Consider the following 20,225-nt stretch of genomic DNA (forward strand, 5'->3'; position numbering starts at 1 on the left):
GACAGCCGAATGTCGGGCACCCGCCAGTGGCGGGGCATCATCCACGAGTACCGCGACCGGCTGCCCATGCTCGGCGCGGACGCTCCCGTGGTGACGCTCGGCGAAGGCGGGACCCCGCTGGTCAGGGCCAACACCCTGTCCGAGGTCACCGGCTGCGACGTCCACCTGAAGGTCGAGGGCGCCAACCCCACCGGCTCCTTCAAGGACCGCGGCATGACCACGGCCATCTCCAAGGCCAAGGGCGACGGCGCGCAGGCCGTCATCTGCGCCTCCACCGGCAACACCTCGGCGTCCATGGCCGCGTACGCGGCTCGCGCGGGGCTGATGCCTGCCGCCCTGGTGCCGAAGGGCAAGATCGCGATGGGCAAGATGGCCCAGGCGCTGGTCTACGGCACCCGCATCATCGAGGTCGACGGCAACTTCGACGACTGCCTCAACCTCGCCCGCGGGCTCTCCGAGAAGTACCCGGTGGCGCTGGTCAACTCGGTCAACCCGTTCCGTATCGAAGGCCAGAAGACCGCCGCCTTCGAGATCGTCGACGCCCTCGGCGACGCCCCCGACATCCACGTGCTGCCGGTCGGCAACGCGGGCAACATCACCGCGTACTGGAAGGGCTACCGCGAATACGCGGCCGACGGCCTCGCCAAGCGCACCCCGCACATGTGGGGCTACCAGGCCGCCGGCGCCGCCCCCATCGTCAACGGCGCCCCGGTCACCAACCCCTCGACCCTCGCCACCGCGATCCGCATCGGCAACCCGGCCTCCTGGTCCCTCGCCGAACAGGCCCGCGACGAATCCGGCGGCCACATCGAGTCGGTCACCGACCGCCAGATCCTGCGCGCGTACAAGCTGCTGGCTTCGAAGGAGGGCGTCTTCGTGGAGCCCGCCTCCGCGGCAAGCGTCGCCGGCCTCCTGCAGGCCACGGAGCAGGGCCGCGTAACCGCAGGCCAGAGCATCGTCTGCACGGTGACGGGCAACGGCCTGAAGGACCCCGACTGGGCGGTGGCGGGCGCCCCGCCGGCGGTCTCGGTCCCGGTAGACGCGGACGCCGCGGCGGAGAAGCTGGGCCTCGCCTAAGACGACGGGCGCACAGGGCAGCCGTGCGAAACACACCGTGCGCCTCCTGTGCGCCCTATGTCGCCACAGAACCTTCCTTCGATAAGCTGTCGTTGCATTATCTTTCCGGATGGCCCCTCCCCAAGGCGCGACGCCGAGCGGTCGCAGGGGCCGATGCGCCGCTTGACGACATCTTCTTCACATCGCACCCCACCTGAGGAGAGTCACCACAGCGATGGCCGGTCCAGCATTCCGCGCCGCCGCCGTACGCGTCCGCGTGCCGGCGACGAGCGCCAACCTCGGCCCGGGCTTCGACGCGTACGGCCTCGCACTAGGTCTGTACGACGACGTCGTGGTCCGCGTAGCCGACTCCGGACTGCACCTGGACATCGCGGGTGAGGGGGCAGAGACCCTCCCGCGGGACGAGTCCCACCTCCTCGTACGGGCCATGCGCACCGCCTTCGACCTCCTCGGCGGCCAGCCGCGCGGCCTGGAAGTCGTCTGCGCCAACCGCATCCCGCACGGCCGCGGCCTCGGCTCCTCCGCGGCCGCGATCTGCGCCGGCATCACCGCCGCCCGCGCCGTGACGATAGGCGGCGAGGCGAAGCTCGACGACGCGGGCCTGGTCGAGCTGGCCACCGAGATCGAGGGCCACCCCGACAATGTCGCGGCGTGCCTGCTCGGCGGCTTCACCCTGGCCTGGTCGGAGAACGGCGCGACCGGCGCCCCGGCCGGCGGCGGCGCCGTCAGGGCCGTACGCATGGATCCGGCCGATTCCATCGTTCCGGTGGTCTTCGTACCGGCCACCGAGGTGCTCACGGAGACCGCCAGAGGGCTGCTCCCGCGCACCGTCCCACACGCCGACGCGGCCGCCAACGCGGGCCGCGCCGGGCTGCTCGTCGAGGCGCTGACCAGGCGTCCCGAGCATCTCCTCGCCGCCACCGAGGACCGCATCCACCAGGAGTACCGCGCTCCCGCGATGCCCGAAAGTGTGGCGCTGGTGAACCGGCTGCGGGCCGATGGCGTCCCTGCAGTCATCTCGGGTGCGGGGCCTACGGTGCTCGCGCTGACGGACGACGGCTCCGCGGAGAAGGTCGCCGCGGCGGCGGCCGACGGCTGGACGGCCAGCCGGCTCGACCTGGATGCCGACGGGGCAAGCCTGCTGCCGTTGGCGTGACGGACCGCAAGCGTTGGAGAGGGGGAATGTTTGTTGGATCGGATAGTGTTAACCTCAAGGCAGCACCAGCGCATCGTTCGCCTGTGTGCCTTTCTTCCGGGACCCCCCTGCACTGCCTGAGCAGCCTGCCTGCGCAGTGAGGCGCCCGATCGGCGTGGTTACGACGCCAAGCCAGCACAGATCTCTCCGCCGTGTGTGTACGAAGCACATAGCGGTGGACCACCGCCCCGGCGGGTCCGCAAGCCATAGGACCACTGCCGGAGAAGCACAACCGGTCGCCGAGCCAGACAGGCCGACGCCCGCTCCAGGGAAGGACCCTTCGTGAGCGACACCACCGATCTGATGGGCGTGGATGCTGCCCAGGGTGCAGCCAGCAGCGCTTCGGACGCCCCCGCCGCCTCCTCCGGCAGCACTCGCCGGCGCCGCGGCCCCGGCCTCGAGGGCATGGTGCTGGCCGAGCTGCAGCAGGTCGCGTCCCAACTCGGCATCAAGGGCACCGCGCGCATGCGCAAGGGCCAGCTGATCGAGGTGATCAAGGAGAAGCAGGCCGCCGGCGGCTCCTCCGCACCCGCGGCTGCCAAGGCCGACGCGGCCCCCGCCGACGGCGGTGCCGACAAGCCCAAGCGCCGCGCCACCTCCCGGGCCCGTACCGGCGAGGGTGCCGCGCAGAGCGCCGCGAAGTCCGAGAAGGCCGCCAAGGGCGGCGAGCAGGCCGACGGCGGCCAGCAGCAGATCGACATCCCCGGTCAGCCGGCCAAGTCCAAGGACAAGGACCAGGGCGAGCGCGACGCGCAGTCCAAGGGCGACAAGGGCGACAAGGACAAGGGCGCCAAGGGCGAGCAGCCGAAGGACGCCAAGGCCGAGGCCGCGGTCGACAATGCCGAGGGCAAGCAGCGCGACGGCGACGGCGGCGGCCGTAACAAGAACCGCCGCGACCGCCGCGACCGCCAGCGCAACAAGGGCGACGGCGACGGCGGCCAGCAGCAGAACCAGGGCGGCGGCCGGCAGAACCAGCAGGGCGGCGGCGGTCAGGGCGGCGGGCAGCGCCAGAACCGCGACGACCGCCAGAACCGCGATGACGACGACGACTTCGAGGGCGGCCGGCGCGGCCGCCGCGGGCGCTACCGCGACCGCCGGGGCCGTGGCCGCGGCCGCGACGACTTCGGCGCCGAGCCGCAGATCTCCGAGGACGACGTCCTGATCCCGGTCGCCGGCATCCTCGACATCCTCGACAATTACGCGTTCGTCCGCACCTCCGGCTACCTGCCGGGCCCGAACGACGTGTACGTGTCCCTGGCCCAGGTCCGTAAGAACGGCCTGCGCAAGGGTGACCACGTCACGGGTGCCGTGCGGCAGCCGCGCGAGGGCGAGCGGCGGGAGAAGTTCAACGCGCTGGTCCGCCTCGACTCCGTCAACGGCCAGGCTCCCGAACAGGGCAAGTCCCGCGCGGAGTTCGGCAAGCTGACGCCGCTGTACCCGCAGGAGCGGATGCGCCTGGAGAACGACCCGCAGGCGCTGATCCCGCGGATCATCGACCTGGTCGCCCCGATCGGCAAGGGCCAGCGCGGCCTGATCGTCGCGCCCCCGAAGACCGGCAAGACGATCATCCTGCAGTCGATCGCCAACGCGATCACCACGAACAACCCCGAGTGCCACCTGATGGTCGTCCTGGTCGACGAGCGTCCGGAAGAGGTCACCGACATGCAGCGCTCGGTCAAGGGCGAGGTCATCTCCTCGACCTTCGACCGCCCGGCCGAGGACCACACCACGGTCGCGGAGCTGTCCATCGAGCGCGCCAAGCGCCTGGTGGAGCTCGGCCACGACGTGGTCGTGCTGCTCGACTCGATCACCCGCCTGGGCCGCGCGTACAACCTCGCTGCCCCGGCCTCCGGCCGCATCCTGTCCGGTGGTGTCGACTCGACCGCCCTCTACCCGCCCAAGCGCTTCTTCGGCGCCGCGCGGAACATCGAGGACGGCGGCTCGCTGACCATCCTCGCCACCGCGCTGGTCGAGACCGGCTCGCGGATGGACGAGGTGATCTTCGAGGAGTTCAAGGGCACCGGCAATATGGAGCTGCGGCTCGACCGGAAGCTCTCGGACAAGCGGATCTTCCCGGCGGTGGACGTGGACGCGTCCAGCACCCGTAAGGAAGAAATCCTCATGGCCAATGACGAGCTCGCGATCGTCTGGAAGCTCCGCCGGGTGCTGCACGCGCTCGACGCGCAGCAGGCGATGGAGCTGCTCCTGGACAAGATGAAGCAGACGAAGTCCAACGCGGAATTCCTGCTCCAGATCCAGAAGACGACGCCGACGCCGAACGGCGACTGATCGGCCGTACGGCCGATCATCACCGGGGCCCCCGTCACCGCGCGTGACGGGGGCCCCGGCCGTTCACGGAATTCTCATGAAGGGGCTAAACGCCTGGTCAAAGGGCCCTTCATGGGGTGCTTAAGGTCCCATTCCAGTCGCTGGACTTTGCCTCTACGAACAACGGTGTGTCACTCTTTCGGGTAATCCCTGTGTCCGTTCATGTCGGACAAATGCCCGAGGAGCTTGATCCCCTAATGACGGACCACCGAAAGCCGCGCCCCCAGCGCAGCACCCGCCGCAAGGTCGTATTGATCTCGGCCTGGGTGCTCACCGTGGCGGTTCTGCTCGGCGGCGCCACCTTCGGTTACGTCTATTTCAAGCTCAACGGAAATCTCTCCAGCGTCGACGTCGACGCCAAGCTCGGCACCGACCGCCCCGACGACGCCGACAACGGCTCGATGGACATCCTCGTCCTCGGCTCCGACTCCCGCACCGGCGAGAACGGCAAGATCGGCGGCGGCAATGTGGAGTCCGGGGCGCGCTCGGACACGGCGATGGTGGTGCACCTTTACGAGGACCGTAAGAAGGCGAGCATCGTCTCCATACCGCGGGACACGATGGTCAGCCGTCCGGAGTGCGAGCAGGACAACGGCAAGATGGCGCCCGCGGCGCAGCGGGTGATGTTCAACTCCGCGTACACCACCGGCGGCCCCGCCTGCTCCATCAAGACCGTGGAGCAGATGACGGACATCCACATCGACCACTTCGTCGAGGTCGACTTCTCCGGCTTCAAGGACCTCATCGACCAGCTCGGCGGGGTCGAGGTCACGACGAAGCAGGCCATCAACGACAAGGACAGCCACCTCAACCTGGCCGCCGGCACGCATCGCCTCGACGGCGAGCAGTCCCTCGGCCTGGTCCGCACCCGGCACGGTGTCGGCGACGGCAGCGACCTCGGTCGAATACAGCTGCAGCACACCTTCATCAAGGCGCTGCTAGACCAGGTCAAGAGCGTAGGCGTGCTGTCGAACCCGACAAAGCTCTACCGCCTGGCCGACACGGCGACGAGCTCAATCACCACGGACAAGGACCTGGCCTCGGTCTCCGACCTGTCGGACCTGGCCAAGAGCCTCAAGGGCATCAGCTCGAACGACATCCAGATGGCGACGCTGCCGGTCACGTACGACACGACGGACGGCAACCGAGTCATCCCCCTGGACTCCCAGGCGAAGCAAGTCTGGGCGGCCCTGAAGGCAGACCACCCCATCCCGAAGTCAGCCCTAAAGGGCTCCGCAGGAGACAAGACCAAGGACGCCCAGGACGCGGCTACGGCCCCGTCGGACAACGCAGGCTGATCCCACCCGCCCGCCCGTTGCTGTGTGCGACAGGGGTGGGGAGGGCGGCGCCCGGCAGCGCGTGGGGGGTGGGGTGCGCTGTGCGCGGCAGCCGGGCAGCACATGGGGGGTGGGGTGCGCTGTGCGCGGCGCCCGACAGCGGGACGAGCATGCGGTTGCGCTGCGCGCGGCTGATTCCCGCCCGCCCGTTGCTGTGTGCGACAGGGGCGGGCGCCTAGTGCCGTACGGGGTGCGAGTGCGCTGCGCGGGGCGACGCGACCGGCGCCCGGCAAGCGTTACGAGGGTGTGGGGTGGGGGTGCGCCCGCAGCGCGGGGATGAGCAGCACGCGCCAGCCAAAGATGTCGGTGCCGCGTGAGGACGTACCCCCACCCCGCACCCGGCCCACGCGGCGACCACCCCGCACCCGGCCCACGCGGCGACCACCCCGCACCCGCCCCGGCGGCCGGCACCCAGGACCCACGCCCCGCACCCGGCGGCCGGCATCCGCCCCCGCGACCCACGCCCCGCACCCGCCCCGGGGCCTCCACCCGCCCCCGCGACCCACGCCCCCGCACCGGGTCCTGAGGCCCACCCGCCGACCCATCTCGCGGAGCGAGTGATGCGGGTGGGTGGGTGGGCTGACCTGGGGGAATATTTGCCGGCGGAGCCTCGTTTTGGAGGCTGGCGGCCCAGATGGCAAACTGGACCGTCGGCCCCGGTTCACGTGACGCATCCCGCCGAGCGACCCGGTGCCCTCCCAGATCATTAGGAGCATCCCTTGAAGCGCGACATCCACCCGGAGTACGTCGAGACCCAGGTCAGCTGCACCTGTGGCGCCTCGTTCACCACCCGGAGCACCGTGACGTCCGGCACCATCCGTGCCGACATCTGCTCCGAGTGCCACCCGTTCTACACCGGCAAGCAGAAGATCCTCGACACCGGTGGCCGCGTGGCCCGCTTCGAGGCCCGCTTCGGCAAGAAGGCCGCCGCGAAGTAGCGACTTTCCAGGCGCCGGCTCAGCCCGCCCGTTGTTCCGGGCAGGCGAGTCGGCGCCTTTGTCGGTCCCATCACTGCTGGCACTCACTGGCACTCACCTGGAGCCCACGATGTTCGAGGCTGTCGAGGATCTGACCGCCGAGCACGCCGACCTGGAGACGCGGCTCGCCGATCCCTCGGTGCACGCCGACCAGCGCGAGGCCATGCGCCTGAACAAGCGCTACGCCGAGCTCACCCCGATCATCACCACGTACCGCTCCTGGAAGCAAACCGGCGACGACATCGAGACGGCCAAGGAGCTCGCCGCCGACGACCCGGACTTCGCCGCCGAGGTCAAGGAGCTCGAAGAGCAGCGCGAGCAGCTTACCGAGAAGCTGCGCCTGCTCCTCGTGCCCCGCGACCCCAGCGACGACAAGGACGTCATCCTCGAGGTCAAGGCCGGCGCGGGCGGCGACGAGTCCGCGATCTTCGCCGGCGACCTGCTGCGGATGTATCTGCGGTACGCCGAGCGCGTCGGCTGGAAGACCGAGATCATCGACGCCACCGAGTCCGACATGGGCGGCTACAAAGACGTCCAGGTCGCGGTGAAGTCGAAGGGCCAGGTCGAGCCGGGCCACGGCGTCTGGGCGCGGATGAAGTACGAGGGCGGCGTGCACCGCGTGCAGCGCGTCCCGGCGACCGAGTCCCAGGGCCGTATCCACACCTCCGCGGCCGGCGTGCTCGTCACGCCCGAGGCCGAGGAGATCGACGTCGAGATCAACCCCAATGATCTGCGGATCGATGTCTACCGGTCGTCAGGCCCCGGCGGGCAGTCCGTGAACACCACCGACTCCGCCGTCCGCATCACCCACATCCCCACCGGCGTGGTCGCCTCCTGCCAGAACGAGAAGAGCCAGCTGCAGAACAAGGAGCAGGCGATGCGTATCCTTCGCTCCAGGCTCCTCGCCATGGCACAGGAGGAAGCGGAGAAGGAAGCCGCCGACGCCCGCCGCAGCCAGGTGCGCACGGTGGACCGCTCGGAGAAGATCCGTACCTACAACTTCCCGGAGAACCGCATCTCCGACCACCGCGTCGGCTACAAGGCGTACAACCTCGACCAGGTCCTGGACGGGGACCTGGACGCCGTGACCCAGGCCTGCGTCGACGCTGACTCGGCAGCGAAGCTCGCGGCAGCGCAGTAAGCAGTAACCAGCACAACAACAAGCACAACGGAGGACGACGGACAGTGCGAAGCATCCTGCTCGCTGAGGTGGCCCAGGCCACCCAGCGGCTGGCCGACGCCGGGGTGGCATCCCCGCGCCACGACGCCGAGGAGCTCGCCGCCTACGTCCACGGAGTCAAGCGCGGCCAGCTGCACACCGTCGCCGACGGCGACTTCGACGCCCGCTACTGGGAGGCGATCGCCCGCCGCGAGGCGCGCGAGCCGCTGCAGCACATCACCGGACTCGCCTACTTCCGCTATCTGGAGCTGAAGGTCGGCCCCGGCGTCTTCGTGCCGCGGCCCGAGACCGAGTCCGTGGTCGAGTGGGCCATAGGAGCCGTACGGGCCATGGACGTCGTCGAGCCGCTGATCGTCGACCTGTGCTCCGGCTCCGGCGCCATCGCGCTCGCCATGGCTCAGGAGGTGCCGCGCTCCCGGGTGCACGCGGTGGAGCTCGACGAGGGAGCCCTCACCTGGACCCGTAAGAACGTCGCGGGCTCCCGCGTCCAGCTGCACGCCGGCGACGCGCTGACCGCGCTCCCGGAGCTGAACGGCCAGGTCGACCTGGTGATCAGCAACCCGCCGTACATCCCGCTGACCGAGTGGGAGTACGTCGCCCCCGAAGCCCGCGACCACGACCCCGAGCTCGCGCTCTTCTCCGGCCAGGACGGCCTGGACACCATCCGCGGCATCGAGCGCACCGCCCACCGGCTGCTGCGGCCCGGGGGAGTGGTGGTGGTCGAGCACGCCGACACCCAGGGCGGCCAGGTGCCCTGGATCTTCACCGAGGAACGCGGCTGGGCCGACGCCGCCGACCACCCCGACCTGAACAACCGGCCGAGATTCGCGACCGCGCGCCGCGTCTCGCGCTGATTCACCACAACTGACCGATAGCTACGAAGGACCGCAAAGGAGGCAGTCAATGGCACGCCGCTATGACTGCAACGACGCGACCGACCGCAAGACCGGCCTGCGTGAAGCGGCGTCCGCCGTCCGCCGGGGCGAGCTCGTCGTCCTTCCCACCGACACCGTGTACGGCATCGGCGCCGACGCGTTCAGCTCCGAGGCCGTCGCCGACCTGCTGGACGCCAAGGGCCGCGGGCGCAACATGCCCACGCCCGTGCTGGTCGGCTCCCCGAACACGCTGCACGGGCTGATCACCGACATGTCGGAGGACGCCTGGGAGCTGGTGGACGCCTTCTGGCCGGGCGCGCTGACCATCGTCGCCAAGCACCAGCCGTCGCTCACCTGGGACCTCGGCGATACCCGCGGCACGGTCGCGGTGCGGATGCCGCTGCACCCGGTGGCGATCGAGCTGCTGAAGGACGTAGGCCCGATGGGCGTCTCCAGCGCCAACCTCACCGGGCACCCGTCCCCGCAGGACTGCGACGCCGCGCAGGACATGCTCGGCGACTCGGTCTCGGTCTACCTCGACGGCGGGCCGACGCCGGCCGCCGTGCCGTCGTCCATCGTCGACGTCACCGGCAAGACGCCGAAGCTGCTGCGCGCCGGGGCCGTGACCGAGGAACAGCTGCGCGAGGTCGTGTCCGACCTCGAGGTAGCCAATTGACTTTCCGGATCCTGCACGTCTCCACGGGCAACGTCTGCCGCTCGCCGATCACCGAGCGGCTGACGCGGCATGCCCTGACGGAACGTCTCGGCAGCGCCGCCGACGGCATCCTCGTGGAGAGCGCCGGCACCTGGGGCCACGAGGGCGCGGTCATGGAGGCGCACGCCGCCACCGTGCTGCGCGAGCGCGGCGCGGAGCCCGACGGCTTCCTCGGCCGTGAACTGCACGACGAGCACGTCATCCGCGCCGACCTGGTCCTCACCGCCACCCGGGACCACCGGGCGCAGGTGATCTCCATGGGGCACTCGGCGGGCCTGCGCACCTTCACGCTGAAGGAGTTCGCCCGGCTGGTACGGGCCATAGACGCCGCCACGCTGCCCGGCCCTGCGGAGGGGGCCGTGGAGCGGGCCCGCGCCCTGGTCCGGGCGGCGGCGGCGCTGCGCGGCTGGCTGGTGGCGCCGAGCCCGGCGGCGGACGAGGTGTATGACCCGTACGGGGCGCCGGTGACGTATTTCCGCTCGATCGGTGACGAGATCAATCAAGCGCTTGACCCGGTTGTGACCGCTTTGACGGGCGTTCCTGCCCGTATGTCGTAGCTATGCTGCAACCACCAAGCACTTCCCGGCCGTCATCCCCTACAGCTGGGTTTAGGGTGTGGGGCTGTGCTTGATGTGACCAGCCGAACGGAGCTTGGGGCCGCCAGTGCGTGAATATCTGCTGACGCTGTGCATTGCGGCTGCCGTCACGTATCTGCTGACCGGCCCGGTGCGGAAGTTCGCGATCATGGCCGGCGCGATGCCGGAGATCCGTGACCGCGATGTGCATCTGGAGCCGACGCCGCGGCTCGGCGGCATCGCGATGTTCGGCGGCCTGGGCGCCGCCCTGCTGGTCGCCTCCCACCTCGAAGCCTTTGAACTGGTCTTCAAGCTGCAGGAGCCGCGGGCGCTGCTCTCCGGCGCCGCCCTGATCTGGATCGTCGGCGTGCTCGACGACAAGTGGGGCGTGGACGCGCTGCTGAAGCTGGGCGCGCAGATGATCGCGGCCGCGGTGATGGTGATCCAGGGTCTGACGATCCTGTGGATCCCGGTCCCCGGCGTCGGCATGGTCGTGCTCACGCCGATGCAGGGCACGCTGCTGACCGTCGCCCTGGTGGTCATCTCGATCAACGCGGTCAACTTCGTGGACGGCCTCGACGGCCTCGCCGCCGGCATGGTCGCCATCGCCGCGGCGGCGTTCTTCCTGTACGCCTACCGGCTCTGGTACGGGTACGGCATCGAGGCCGCCGCCCCCGCCACCCTCTTCGCCGCCATCCTGGTCGGCATGTGCCTGGGCTTCCTGCCGCACAACATGCACCGCGCCAGAATCTTCATGGGCGACTCCGGCTCCATGCTGCTCGGCCTGGTCCTCGCCGCCGGCGCCATCTCCATTACGGGCCAGGTGGACCCGGACGCGCTGGAGCTGTTCAACGAGCAGAGCGAGCGGCAGGCCGTGCTGTCGACGGTCCCCGTCTTCATCCCGCTGGTGCTGCCGCTGACCATCCTCGCCATCCCGATGCTCGACCTGGTGCTCGCGGTGCTGCGCCGGACCTGGAACGGCAAGTCGCCGTTCGCCGCCGACCGCGGCCATCTGCACCACCGGCTGCTGGAGATGGGCCACTCCTACATGCGCGCCGTGCTGCTCATGTACTTCTGGTCGGCGCTGGTGGCCTTCGGCATGGTGGCGTACTCGGTGCAGTCCACGAGCCTGTGGATCGTGCTGATCATCATCGCGCTGAGCGCCTTCGGGCTCGTACTGCTCATGCTGCCGCGCTTCCGCCCGAATGTGCCGGCCTGGGCGGAGAAGATCGTCCCGCCCCGGTACCGTCCCAGCCGCCGCCGGAAGGGCGATTCGGAGGACGGCGGCGAGGCCGCGGGAGAAGCGGGCGAAGAGGCGCGCGAGTTGGTGCCGGCGGGCATCAGCGGGGCCACCGCGATCGGCGACAGATCGCGCTACCGCAAGCTGGACCACTGACCGCATAGCAGACATACGCCCTGGTCCGCAGCCGAGACACAGCTTTTACTCCTCCCGTGTGACCGGAGCCACACCTTGTGGGTAAAGAGTCCCCCAAAGAGTTTGTGATACCGTTCACGAGAACCCGGTGCAGAGCCGAAGGACCGTAGTGCGGCGGTTCTCTGGCGCGAGGGACCCGCGTCAACACGGCCATAAGTGCCCTCGCTCCGGGGATACGCTCGTCAACGTCGACTAGTCGCTCCCGACTCCCCGCCGGAGAAACCCATATGCAGGTCAACGACGCCCGGATCCTGAAGGGCGCCGCGATCCCGACCGCCCTCGCCGGCGTCGCCGCAGTGATCATCGCCTCACTGGTGGCGGGCGCCAAGGGTGGCATCGGGGCCGGTGCCGCGACCGTAGTCGTCATGATCTTCTTCGCACTCGGACTGCTCGCGCTGCAGCACTACTCGCGCAAGTTCCCCGCCCTGTTCATGGGCATCGCGATGATCACGTACACGACCCAGATCCTGCTGCTCGGGATCGTGCTGGCCGTGTTCAAGAACACAGACCTCTTCAACACCAAGGCCTTTGGCCTTACGGTGCTCGCGACCGCTCTGGTGTGGGTCGGCGCCATGGCCCGGGCGCACATGAAGCTCAAGATGCTTTACGTGGAGCCGGAAACCGGCGCCGAGGCCAAGGACAAGCAGCCCGGAGCGCACGGATGAGACCTGCTGTGCTCACCCGCAACCGAGGCTGCTATCGTCCCCATGCGCCGGTGGGACCAAGGTCCTTCGGACCCGAGGCCAGATTCGTTTCTGCGCTCCCCGCCGAGTGCACCCAGACTGCTCAGATTTCAGTGCCGAACCGCGGCCGCGCGCCGCGCCGACACCTTGAGGATGCCGTACCCATGCGTCACACCGAAGGAGCCTGCCGGTGAGTGCTGACCAGATGCTCGCCCTCGACACCTCCTGCAAGATCTTTGTCGACGGCGGCTGCGGCTTCCAGTCCCCGGGACTGCATTCCTTCATCTTCAAGCCGATCTTCAGCGTCGGCAGCCTCGACTTCAACAAGCCGATGCTGCTCGCGCTGCTGAGCACCCTGGTCCTCGTCGTCTTCTTCTGGCGGGCATTCGCCAAGCCGCAGGTGGTGCCGGGCAAGCTGCAGATGGTCGCCGAGTCGGGTTACGACTTCGTGCGCCGCGGCATCGTCTACGAGACGATCGGCAAGAAGGAAGGCGAGAAGTACGTACCGCTGCTGGTCTCGCTGTTCTTCTTCGTGTGGGTTATGAACCTCTGGTCCATCATCCCGCTCGCGCAATTCCCGGTGACCTCGATCATCGCCTTCCCGGCCGGACTTGCCGTGATGGTGTGGATCCTGTGGATGACGCTGACTTTCAAGCGGCACGGCTTTGTCGGCGGCCTGAAGAACCTGACCGGATACCAGGCGGGCCTCGGCGCCGTCCTCCCGCTGGTGATGGTCATCGAGTTCTTCTCCAACGTGCTGGTGCGCCCCTTCACCCACGCGGTGCGGCTCTTCGCCAACATGTTCGCCGGCCACCTGCTGCTCGTGATGTTCACCATCGCCACCTGGTTCTTCATGAACAGCTGGGGATGGCTGTACGCGCCCTTCGCCTTCGTACTGGTCCTGGTGATGATCGCCTTCGAGCTGTTCATCCAGGCCGTGCAGGCGTACGTGTTCGTCGTCCTGTCGGCGACATACATCTCGGGCGCGCTCGAAGAAGCGCACTGAGAAACCCGCAACACCCCGAATTCGTCCGGTGGCCAACCCCCACCGGTCCGCAGAGAGAAGGAAGAAAGCAATGGCTGCGATGGAGACCCTGGCTGCTCTCGAGGGCAACATCGGCGCGGTCGGTTACGGCCTCGCCGCGATCGGCCCCGGTGTCGGCATCGGCTACATCTTCGGTAACGGCGTTCAGGCCATGGCCCGTCAGCCCGAGGCGACCGGCCTGATCCGTCAGAACATGATTCTGGGCTTCGCCTTCTGTGAGGCGCTCGCCCTCATCGGCATCGTCATGCCGTTCGTGTACTGATTGAGCGTCTTCCAACGAAAGGCACCGACGTGAATCTCCTGCAGATCGCGGCTGAGGGTGGTCACTCCGAGGAGCAGAACCCTCTCGTCCCGCCGATCCCGGAACTCGTCATCGGCCTGATCGGCTTCGTCATCGTCTTCGGCCTGCTGGCCAAGGTGCTCCTTCCGCGCATCAACAAGGCGCTGGAAGAGCGGCACGCGGCCATCGAAGGCGGCATGGAGCAGGCCGAGGCGGCCCAGACCGAGGCCGAGAGCGTCCTTCAGCAGTACAAGGACCAGCTCGCCGAGGCTCAGCGCGAAGCCAACCGGCTGCGCGAGGAGGCCCGGGAGCAGGGCACCGCGCTCATCCAGGAGATGCGTGCGGAAGGCCAGCGCCAGCGCGAGGAGATCATCGCCGCCGGGCACTCGCAGATCGAGGCCGACCGCAAGGCCGCCTCGCTCTCGCTGCGCCAGGACGTCGGCAAGATCGCCACCGACCTCGCCGGCAAGCTCGTGGGTGAGTCCCTCGAGGATGCCGCCCGTCAGAGCCGCGTCATCGACCGGTTCCTGGACGAGCTGGAGGCCAAGGCCCCGGCCGACGCCGAGGCGGGTGCGAACCGATGAACGGAGCGAGCCGCGAGGCCCAGGCAGCCGCGCGCGAGCAGCTTGACGCGCTGACGGACAACACTGCCGTCGACGCGAAGAAGCTCGCCGAGGAGCTGGCCGCCGTCACCGCGCTGCTCGACCGCGAGGTGTCGCTGCGCCGCGCCCTGACCGACCCGGCCCAGCCGGGTGAGGCCAAGGCGGACCTGGTCACCCGCGTGCTGGGCAGCCAGGTCGGGGGCGAGACCCGCGACCTGCTCGCCGGCATGGTGCGCTCCCGCTGGTCCGCCTCGCGCGACCTGGTGGACGTCACCGAGGAGCTGGCGAGCGCCGCCGACCTCACCGCCGCGCAGCGCGACGGGCAGCTGGACGACGTCGAGGACGAGCTGTTCCGGTTCGGCCGGATCGTCACCGACAACCGGCAGCTGCGCTCCGCGCTGACCGACCGGTCGGGTACGACGCAGGCCAAGACCGAGCTGCTGCACACCCTGCTGGGCGGCCGGGCCAACCCGGTCACCGAGCGGCTGGTGGACCGCCTTGTGGGTGCGCCCAGGGGACGTAGCCTGGAAGCGGGGCTCGACGCCCTGTCCAAGCTCGCCGCCGAGCGCCGCGACCGCATGGTCGCCGTGGTGGTCACCGCGGTGCCGCTGAGCGACCAGCAGAAGCAGCGCCTCGGCGATGCGCTGGCCAGGCTCTACGGCCGCCAGATGCACCTCAACCTCGACGTGGACCCGGCGGTCCTCGGCGGGATCACGGTGCGGGTCGGCGACGAGGTCATCAGCGGCTCGATCGCCGAGCGCCTGGACGAGGCGTCGCGGCGGCTGGCCGGCTGACGGCAGCAGCCACAAACCAACTCAAAAAGCAGTACTAGCGGCCCGAGTTGGGCCGACCACCCTATCTGGGGGGAGCCCCCCCAGACCCCCCAGACAAGACTTACGGGCCCAACAAGGAGAGCAGGGAACCCAGATGGCGGAGCTCACGATCCGGCCGGAGGAGATCCGGGACGCGCTGGAGAGCTATGTCCAGTCGTACAAGCCGGACGCGGCCTCGCGCGAAGAGGTCGGCACGGTATCGCAGGCCATGGACGGCATCGCGAAGGTCGAGGGTCTTCCCTCGGCGATGGCGAACGAGCTGCTGAAGTTCGAGGACGGGACCCTCGGTCTCGCCCTCAACCTGGAAGAGCGCGAGATCGGTGCGGTCGTCCTGGGTGAGTTCAGCGGCATCGAGGAGGGCCAGCCGGTGCACCGCACCGGCGAGGTGCTCTCCGTGCCGGTCGGTGACGGCTACCTGGGCCGGGTCGTCGACCCCCTGGGCAATGCGATCGACGGACTCGGCGAGATTGCGACCGAGGGCCGCCGCGCCCTCGAGCTGCAGGCCCCGACGGTCATGGACCGCAAGTCGGTGCACGAGCCGATGGAGACGGGCTACAAGGCCGTCGACACCATGACGCCGATCGGCCGCGGCCAGCGCCAGCTGATCATCGGCGACCGCCAGACGGGCAAGACCGCCCTGGCCGTCGACACGATCATCAACCAGAAGGAGAACTGGCGCTCCGGCGACCCGAAGAAGCAGGTCCGCTGCATCTACGTCGCCGTCGGCCAGAAGGGCTCCACCATCGCGTCCGTGCGCGGCGCGCTGGAGGAGGCCGGTGCCCTGGAGTACACGACGATCGTCGCCGCCCCGGCGTCCGACCCGGCGGGCTTCAAGTACCTGGCGCCCTACACCGGCTCGGCCATCGGCCAGCACTGGATGTACCAGGGCAAGCACGTCCTGATCATCTTCGACGACCTCTCCAAGCAGGCCGACGCCTACCGCGCCGTGTCCCTGCTGCTGCGCCGCCCGCCGGGCCGCGAGGCCTACCCGGGTGACGTCTTCTACCTGCACTCCCGGCTGCTGGAGCGCTGCGCCAAGCTCTCCGACGACATGGGCGCCGGGTCGATGACCGGCCTCCCGATCGTCGAGACCAAGGCCAATGACGTGTCGGCGTTCATTCCGACCAACGTCATCTCCATCACCGACGGCCAGTGCTTCCTGGAGTCCGACCTCTTCAACGCCGGCCAGCGGCCCGCGCTGAACGTCGGTATCTCGGTCTCCCGGGTCGGCGGCTCGGCCCAGCACCGGGCCGTACGCCAGATCACCGGCTCGCTCCGCGTGAACCTCGCCCAGTACCGCGAGCTGGAGGCCTTCGCCGCCTTCGGCTCCGACCTGGACGACGCCTCCAAGGCGGCCCTGAACCGCGGTTCGCGCATGGTCGAGCTGCTGAAGCAGCCGCAGTACGCGCCGTTCCCCACCGAGGACACGGTCGTCTCCGTCTGGTCCGGCACCAACGGCAAGATGGACGAGGTCCCGGTCGCGGACATCCGCCGCTTCGAGCGCGAGCTGCTCGACTACATGCACCGTGAGAAGAAGGACCTGATGAACTCGATCGTCGAGGGCGGCAAGATGCCCGACGAGACGGTTCAGGCCCTCAGCGAAGCGGTGGACTCCTTCAAGCGGCAGTTCGAGACCTCGGACGGCAAGCTCCTGGGCGAGGGCTGAGCATGGGCGCTCAGGTCAGGGTCTACAAGCGGCGGATCCGTTCCGTCTCTGCGACCAAAAAGATCACGAAGGCGATGGAGATGATCGCCGCCTCGCGCGTCGTCAAGGCGCAGCGCCAGGTGGCCGCCTCCACGCCGTACGCCGACGAGCTCACCCATGCGGTGACCGCCGTGGCGTCGGGGTCGGACGTGCAGCACCCCATCACGACAGAGGCCGAGAATCCGACCCGCGCCGCGGTCCTGCTCATCACGAGCGACCGCGGCCTGGCCGGGGGCTACAACTCCAACGCCATCAAGGCGGCGGAGCAGCTGACCGGCCGGCTGCAGGGTGAGGGCAAGGGCGTCGTCAGCTACGTGGTGGGCCGCAGGGGCATCGCGTACTACGGCTTCCGCGACCTGCCGATCGCGGAGTCCTTCGCGGGCTTCACGGACAACCCGACCTACGCCGACGCCAAGGCCGTGGCCGCACCGGTCATCGCGGCCCTGGAGCAGGACACGGCCGAGGGCGGCGTGGACGAGATCCACATCGTCTACACCGAGTTCATCTCGATGATGACGCAGACGCCGCAGCAGAAGCGGCTGCTGCCGCTCTCCCTCGACGCCGACGCCTCCGCGGAGGAGGAAGCGTCGAAGGAGGTGCCGCCGCTCTACGACTTCGAGCCGTCGGACCAGGGCGTCCTCGACGCACTGCTCCCGCGGTATGTCGAGAGCCGTATCTACAACGCGCTGCTGCAGTCCGCCGCCTCCAAGCACGCCGCCACCCGGCGCGCGATGAAGTCGGCGACCGACAACGCGGAAGACCTCATTAAGTCGCTCACGCGGCTTGCCAACGCGGCCCGCCAGGCCGACATCACCCAGGAAATCAGCGAGATCGTCGGTGGCGCGAATGCCCTGGCCGACGCTAACGCGGGGAGTGAACGCTAAATGACCACCACAGTTGAGACGGCCACGGCGACGGGCCGCGTCGCGCGGGTCATCGGCCCGGTCGTCGACGTGGAGTTCCCCGTCGACGCGATGCCGGACATCTACAACGCGCTGACGGTCGACGTCATCGACCCGACCACCGAGGGTGCGACCAAGGTCCTCACCCTCGAGGTCGCGCAGCACCTCGGCGAGGGCATGGTCCGCGCCATCGCCCTGGAGCCCACCGACGGCCTGGTCCGCCAGGCCCCGGTGACCGACACCGGCGACGGCATCACCGTGCCGGTCGGCGATGTCACCAAGGGCCGGGTGTTCAACACCCTCGGCAAGATCCTGAACGAGCCGGAGGCCGAGTCCGAGGTCACCGAGCGCTGGACCATCCACCGCAAGGCCCCGGCCTTCGACCAGCTCGAGTCCAAGACCGAGATGTTCGAGACCGGCCTGAAGGTCGTCGACCTGCTGACCCCGTACGTCAAGGGCGGCAAGATCGGCCTCTTCGGTGGTGCGGGCGTCGGCAAGACCGTCCTCATCCAGGAAATGATCATGCGTGTGGCGAAGCTGCACGAGGGCGTTTCCGTGTTCGCCGGCGTCGGCGAGCGTACGCGTGAGGGCAACGACCTCATCGAGGAAATGGCCGAGTCGGGCGTGCTCCCGCAGACCGCGCTGGTCTTCGGCCAGATGGACGAGCCGCCGGGCACGCGTCTTCGCGTCGCGCTGGCCGGCCTGACCATGGCCGAGTACTTCCGCGACGTCCAGAAGCAGGACGTGCTGTTCTTCATCGACAACATCTTCCGCTTCACCCAGGCCGGCTCCGAGGTCTCCACCCTGCTGGGCCGCATGCCCTCCGCGGTGGGCTACCAGCCGAACCTGGCGGACGAGATGGGCATCCTGCAGGAGCGCATCACCTCGACCCGCGGTCACTCGATCACGTCCATGCAGGCTATTTACGTGCCCGCGGACGACCTGACCGACCCGGCCCCGGCGACCACCTTCGCGCACCTCGACGCGACCACGGTGCTCTCCCGTCCGATTTCCGAAAAGGGCATCTACCCGGCGGTGGACCCGCTGGACTCGACGTCCCGGATTCTGGACCCGCGGTACATCTCGGAGGACCACTACGCGTGCGCCTCGCGCGTGAAGTCGATCCTGCAGAAGTACAAGGACCTCCAGGACATCATCGCGATTCTCGGTATGGACGAGCTCTCCGAGGAGGACAAGCTCACGGTGCAGCGGGCCCGCCGCATCGAGCGCTTCCTGTCGCAGAACACCCACGCCGCGAAGCAGTTCACCGGCCTCGACGGCTCGGACGTTCCGCTGGACGAGTCCATCGCCGCGTTCAACGCGATCGCCGACGGTGACTTCGACCACTTCCCGGAGCAGGCGTTCTTCATGTGCGGTGGCCTGGAGGACCTGAAGGCCAAGGCCAAGGAGCTCGGCGTCAGCTGAGTCCAGGTGTGGCGAGGGCGGGGGTTCAGCCCGCCCTCGCGACACAAACCCGCTATTCTGACGAGAAATCCCAGTTGAGGAGCCATCGTGGCTGAGCTGCACGTCGAGTTGGTCGCCGCCGACCGCAAGGTCTGGTCCGGCGAGGCTTCTCGCGTCCTCGCGCGTACGACTTCCGGCGACATCGGCATCATGGCCGGTCACCAGCCGCTGCTGGGCGTGCTGGAGTCCGGTCCGGTGACGATCCGAACCACGGGCGAGAGCGGCGAGGGTACGGTCGTGGCCGCCGTGCACGGCGGCTTCATCTCCTTCGCGGACAATAAGCTCTCGCTCCTCGCGGAGGTCGCCGAGCTGTCCGACGAGTTGGACGCCGAGCGCGCCGAGCGGGACCTGGAGCGCGCGAAGTCGGACGCCGACGAAGTGGCCCAGAAGCGCGCCGAGGTACGGCTCGCCGCCGTATCGGCCGCGAAGTAAGGCCGCGAGCGTTATATGGTCCTCAGCCGCGGATCGCACCGGAGCAATCCGGCGCGGTCCGCGGCTGAGGCGATTCAGGAGACGTACGATCGAGAGGCGAGGAGGCGGTAGGAGATGTTCCTCGCTTTGCTGGTGGCCGGAATCGTGGTGGCCCTCGCGCTGCTGGGCCTGTTCCTGTTCGGCCTGCGCCGCCGCTTGATCCAGCGGCCCGGCGGCACCTTCGACTGCAGCATGCGCTGGGGGGTGCCGGAGGACACGGACGACGCCGCGGACCTGGCCGGCAAGGGCTGGGTGTACGGCGTCGCGCGCTATAGCGGCGATTCCATCGAGTGGTTCCGGGTCTTCTCGTACGCCCCGCGCCCCCGACGGGTGCTGGCCCGGGAGGCGATCGAGGTCCTGGAGCGCAGAGCCCCCGTGGGCGAGGAGGAGCTGGCGCTCCTCTCCGACGCCTGGGTCCTGGCCTGCCGCCATCGCGGCACCCGCCTGGAGCTGGCGATGAGCGAGGACGCCCTGACGGGCTTCCTGGCCTGGCTGGAGGCGGCGCCTCCCGGCCAGCGTGTGAACGTGGCCTGAGAGACGCCGTCC

20 protein-coding genes are annotated in these 20,225 nt (G+C 69.1%); all 20 read left to right on the forward strand.

All coding sequences use genetic code 11. The features are described 5' to 3' along the window. Positions 1-9 precede the first annotated feature (9 nt). Positions 10-1,077 (forward strand): threonine synthase, encoded by a 1,068-nt coding sequence (thrC, locus tag ACNNMR_RS30285; protein WP_420000534.1) that lies wholly within the window; start codon positions 10-12, stop codon positions 1,075-1,077. Between the two features lie 214 nt (positions 1,078-1,291). After that, on the forward strand, positions 1,292-2,233 hold the full coding sequence (gene thrB, locus ACNNMR_RS30290; RefSeq protein WP_419997854.1) for a homoserine kinase: 942 nt from the start codon (positions 1,292-1,294) through the stop codon (positions 2,231-2,233). 321 nt (positions 2,234-2,554) lie between these two features. Next, positions 2,555-4,561: a transcription termination factor Rho gene (gene rho, locus ACNNMR_RS30295; protein ID WP_419997855.1), complete on the forward strand. Its 2,007-nt coding sequence runs from the start codon at positions 2,555-2,557 to the stop codon at positions 4,559-4,561. A gap of 236 nt (positions 4,562-4,797) precedes the next feature. Further along, complete coding sequence (locus ACNNMR_RS30300) at positions 4,798-5,898, forward strand: LCP family protein (RefSeq protein WP_419997856.1); 1,101 nt, start codon at positions 4,798-4,800, stop codon at positions 5,896-5,898. A gap of 758 nt (positions 5,899-6,656) precedes the next feature. Continuing rightward, the gene (gene rpmE / locus ACNNMR_RS30305; protein WP_419997857.1) at positions 6,657-6,875 is read left to right on the forward strand and encodes a 50S ribosomal protein L31; all 219 of its coding nucleotides are present in this window, start codon (positions 6,657-6,659) and stop codon (positions 6,873-6,875) included. Between the two features lie 109 nt (positions 6,876-6,984). Beyond that, complete coding sequence (gene prfA / locus ACNNMR_RS30310; RefSeq protein WP_419997858.1) at positions 6,985-8,055, forward strand: peptide chain release factor 1; 1,071 nt, start codon at positions 6,985-6,987, stop codon at positions 8,053-8,055. A 44-nt stretch (positions 8,056-8,099) separates the two neighbouring features. Beyond that, on the forward strand, positions 8,100-8,948 hold the full coding sequence (prmC, locus tag ACNNMR_RS30315; protein ID WP_419997859.1) for a peptide chain release factor N(5)-glutamine methyltransferase: 849 nt from the start codon (positions 8,100-8,102) through the stop codon (positions 8,946-8,948). Between the two features lie 49 nt (positions 8,949-8,997). Next, the gene (locus tag ACNNMR_RS30320; RefSeq protein WP_419997860.1) at positions 8,998-9,645 is read left to right on the forward strand and encodes an L-threonylcarbamoyladenylate synthase; all 648 of its coding nucleotides are present in this window, start codon (positions 8,998-9,000) and stop codon (positions 9,643-9,645) included. Further along, the gene (locus ACNNMR_RS30325; RefSeq protein WP_419997861.1) at positions 9,642-10,241 is read left to right on the forward strand and encodes a protein-tyrosine-phosphatase; all 600 of its coding nucleotides are present in this window, start codon (positions 9,642-9,644) and stop codon (positions 10,239-10,241) included. Before ACNNMR_RS30320 ends, ACNNMR_RS30325 begins: the two co-directional genes overlap by 4 nt. 106 nt (positions 10,242-10,347) lie before the next feature. After that, positions 10,348-11,655, forward strand: coding sequence for an MraY family glycosyltransferase (locus ACNNMR_RS30330; protein WP_419997862.1), 1,308 nt, complete (start codon positions 10,348-10,350; stop codon positions 11,653-11,655). 266 nt (positions 11,656-11,921) lie between these two features. Then, positions 11,922-12,359: a hypothetical protein gene (locus ACNNMR_RS30335; protein WP_419997863.1), complete on the forward strand. Its 438-nt coding sequence runs from the start codon at positions 11,922-11,924 to the stop codon at positions 12,357-12,359. A 208-nt stretch (positions 12,360-12,567) separates the two neighbouring features. Then, entirely contained in the window at positions 12,568-13,383 is an 816-nt protein-coding gene (gene atpB / locus ACNNMR_RS30340) for a F0F1 ATP synthase subunit A (RefSeq protein WP_419997864.1), read from the forward strand. A 70-nt stretch (positions 13,384-13,453) separates the two neighbouring features. Next, positions 13,454-13,684, forward strand: a complete 231-nt coding sequence (gene atpE, locus ACNNMR_RS30345) for an ATP synthase F0 subunit C (protein ID WP_419997865.1) — start codon at positions 13,454-13,456, stop codon at positions 13,682-13,684. Between the two features lie 29 nt (positions 13,685-13,713). Then, a complete protein-coding gene (locus ACNNMR_RS30350) occupies positions 13,714-14,286 on the forward strand; it encodes a F0F1 ATP synthase subunit B (RefSeq protein WP_419997866.1) in 573 nt (190 codons plus the stop codon). After that, positions 14,283-15,098 carry a F0F1 ATP synthase subunit delta gene (locus tag ACNNMR_RS30355; RefSeq protein WP_419997867.1) on the forward strand — a complete coding sequence of 272 codons (816 nt, stop codon included), beginning with the start codon at positions 14,283-14,285 and terminating at the stop codon, positions 15,096-15,098. Before ACNNMR_RS30350 ends, ACNNMR_RS30355 begins: the two co-directional genes overlap by 4 nt. A 133-nt stretch (positions 15,099-15,231) precedes the next feature. Continuing rightward, a complete protein-coding gene (atpA, locus tag ACNNMR_RS30360) occupies positions 15,232-16,803 on the forward strand; it encodes a F0F1 ATP synthase subunit alpha (RefSeq protein WP_419997868.1) in 1,572 nt (523 codons plus the stop codon). A gap of 2 nt (positions 16,804-16,805) precedes the next feature. Continuing rightward, the gene (locus ACNNMR_RS30365) at positions 16,806-17,726 is read left to right on the forward strand and encodes a F0F1 ATP synthase subunit gamma (protein ID WP_419997869.1); all 921 of its coding nucleotides are present in this window, start codon (positions 16,806-16,808) and stop codon (positions 17,724-17,726) included. Beyond that, a complete protein-coding gene (gene atpD, locus ACNNMR_RS30370) occupies positions 17,727-19,169 on the forward strand; it encodes a F0F1 ATP synthase subunit beta (RefSeq protein WP_419997870.1) in 1,443 nt (480 codons plus the stop codon). It begins immediately after the preceding gene. Between the two features lie 87 nt (positions 19,170-19,256). Beyond that, positions 19,257-19,640, forward strand: coding sequence for a F0F1 ATP synthase subunit epsilon (locus ACNNMR_RS30375; RefSeq protein ID WP_419997871.1), 384 nt, complete (start codon positions 19,257-19,259; stop codon positions 19,638-19,640). Between the two features lie 114 nt (positions 19,641-19,754). Then, on the forward strand, positions 19,755-20,213 hold the full coding sequence (locus ACNNMR_RS30380; RefSeq protein ID WP_419997872.1) for a DUF2550 domain-containing protein: 459 nt from the start codon (positions 19,755-19,757) through the stop codon (positions 20,211-20,213). Positions 20,214-20,225: the final 12 nt, after the last annotated feature.

It is taken from the genome of Streptomyces boninensis (genome assembly GCF_048572725.1).
GTDB classification, from domain to species: domain Bacteria; phylum Actinomycetota; class Actinomycetes; order Streptomycetales; family Streptomycetaceae; genus Streptomyces; species Streptomyces boninensis.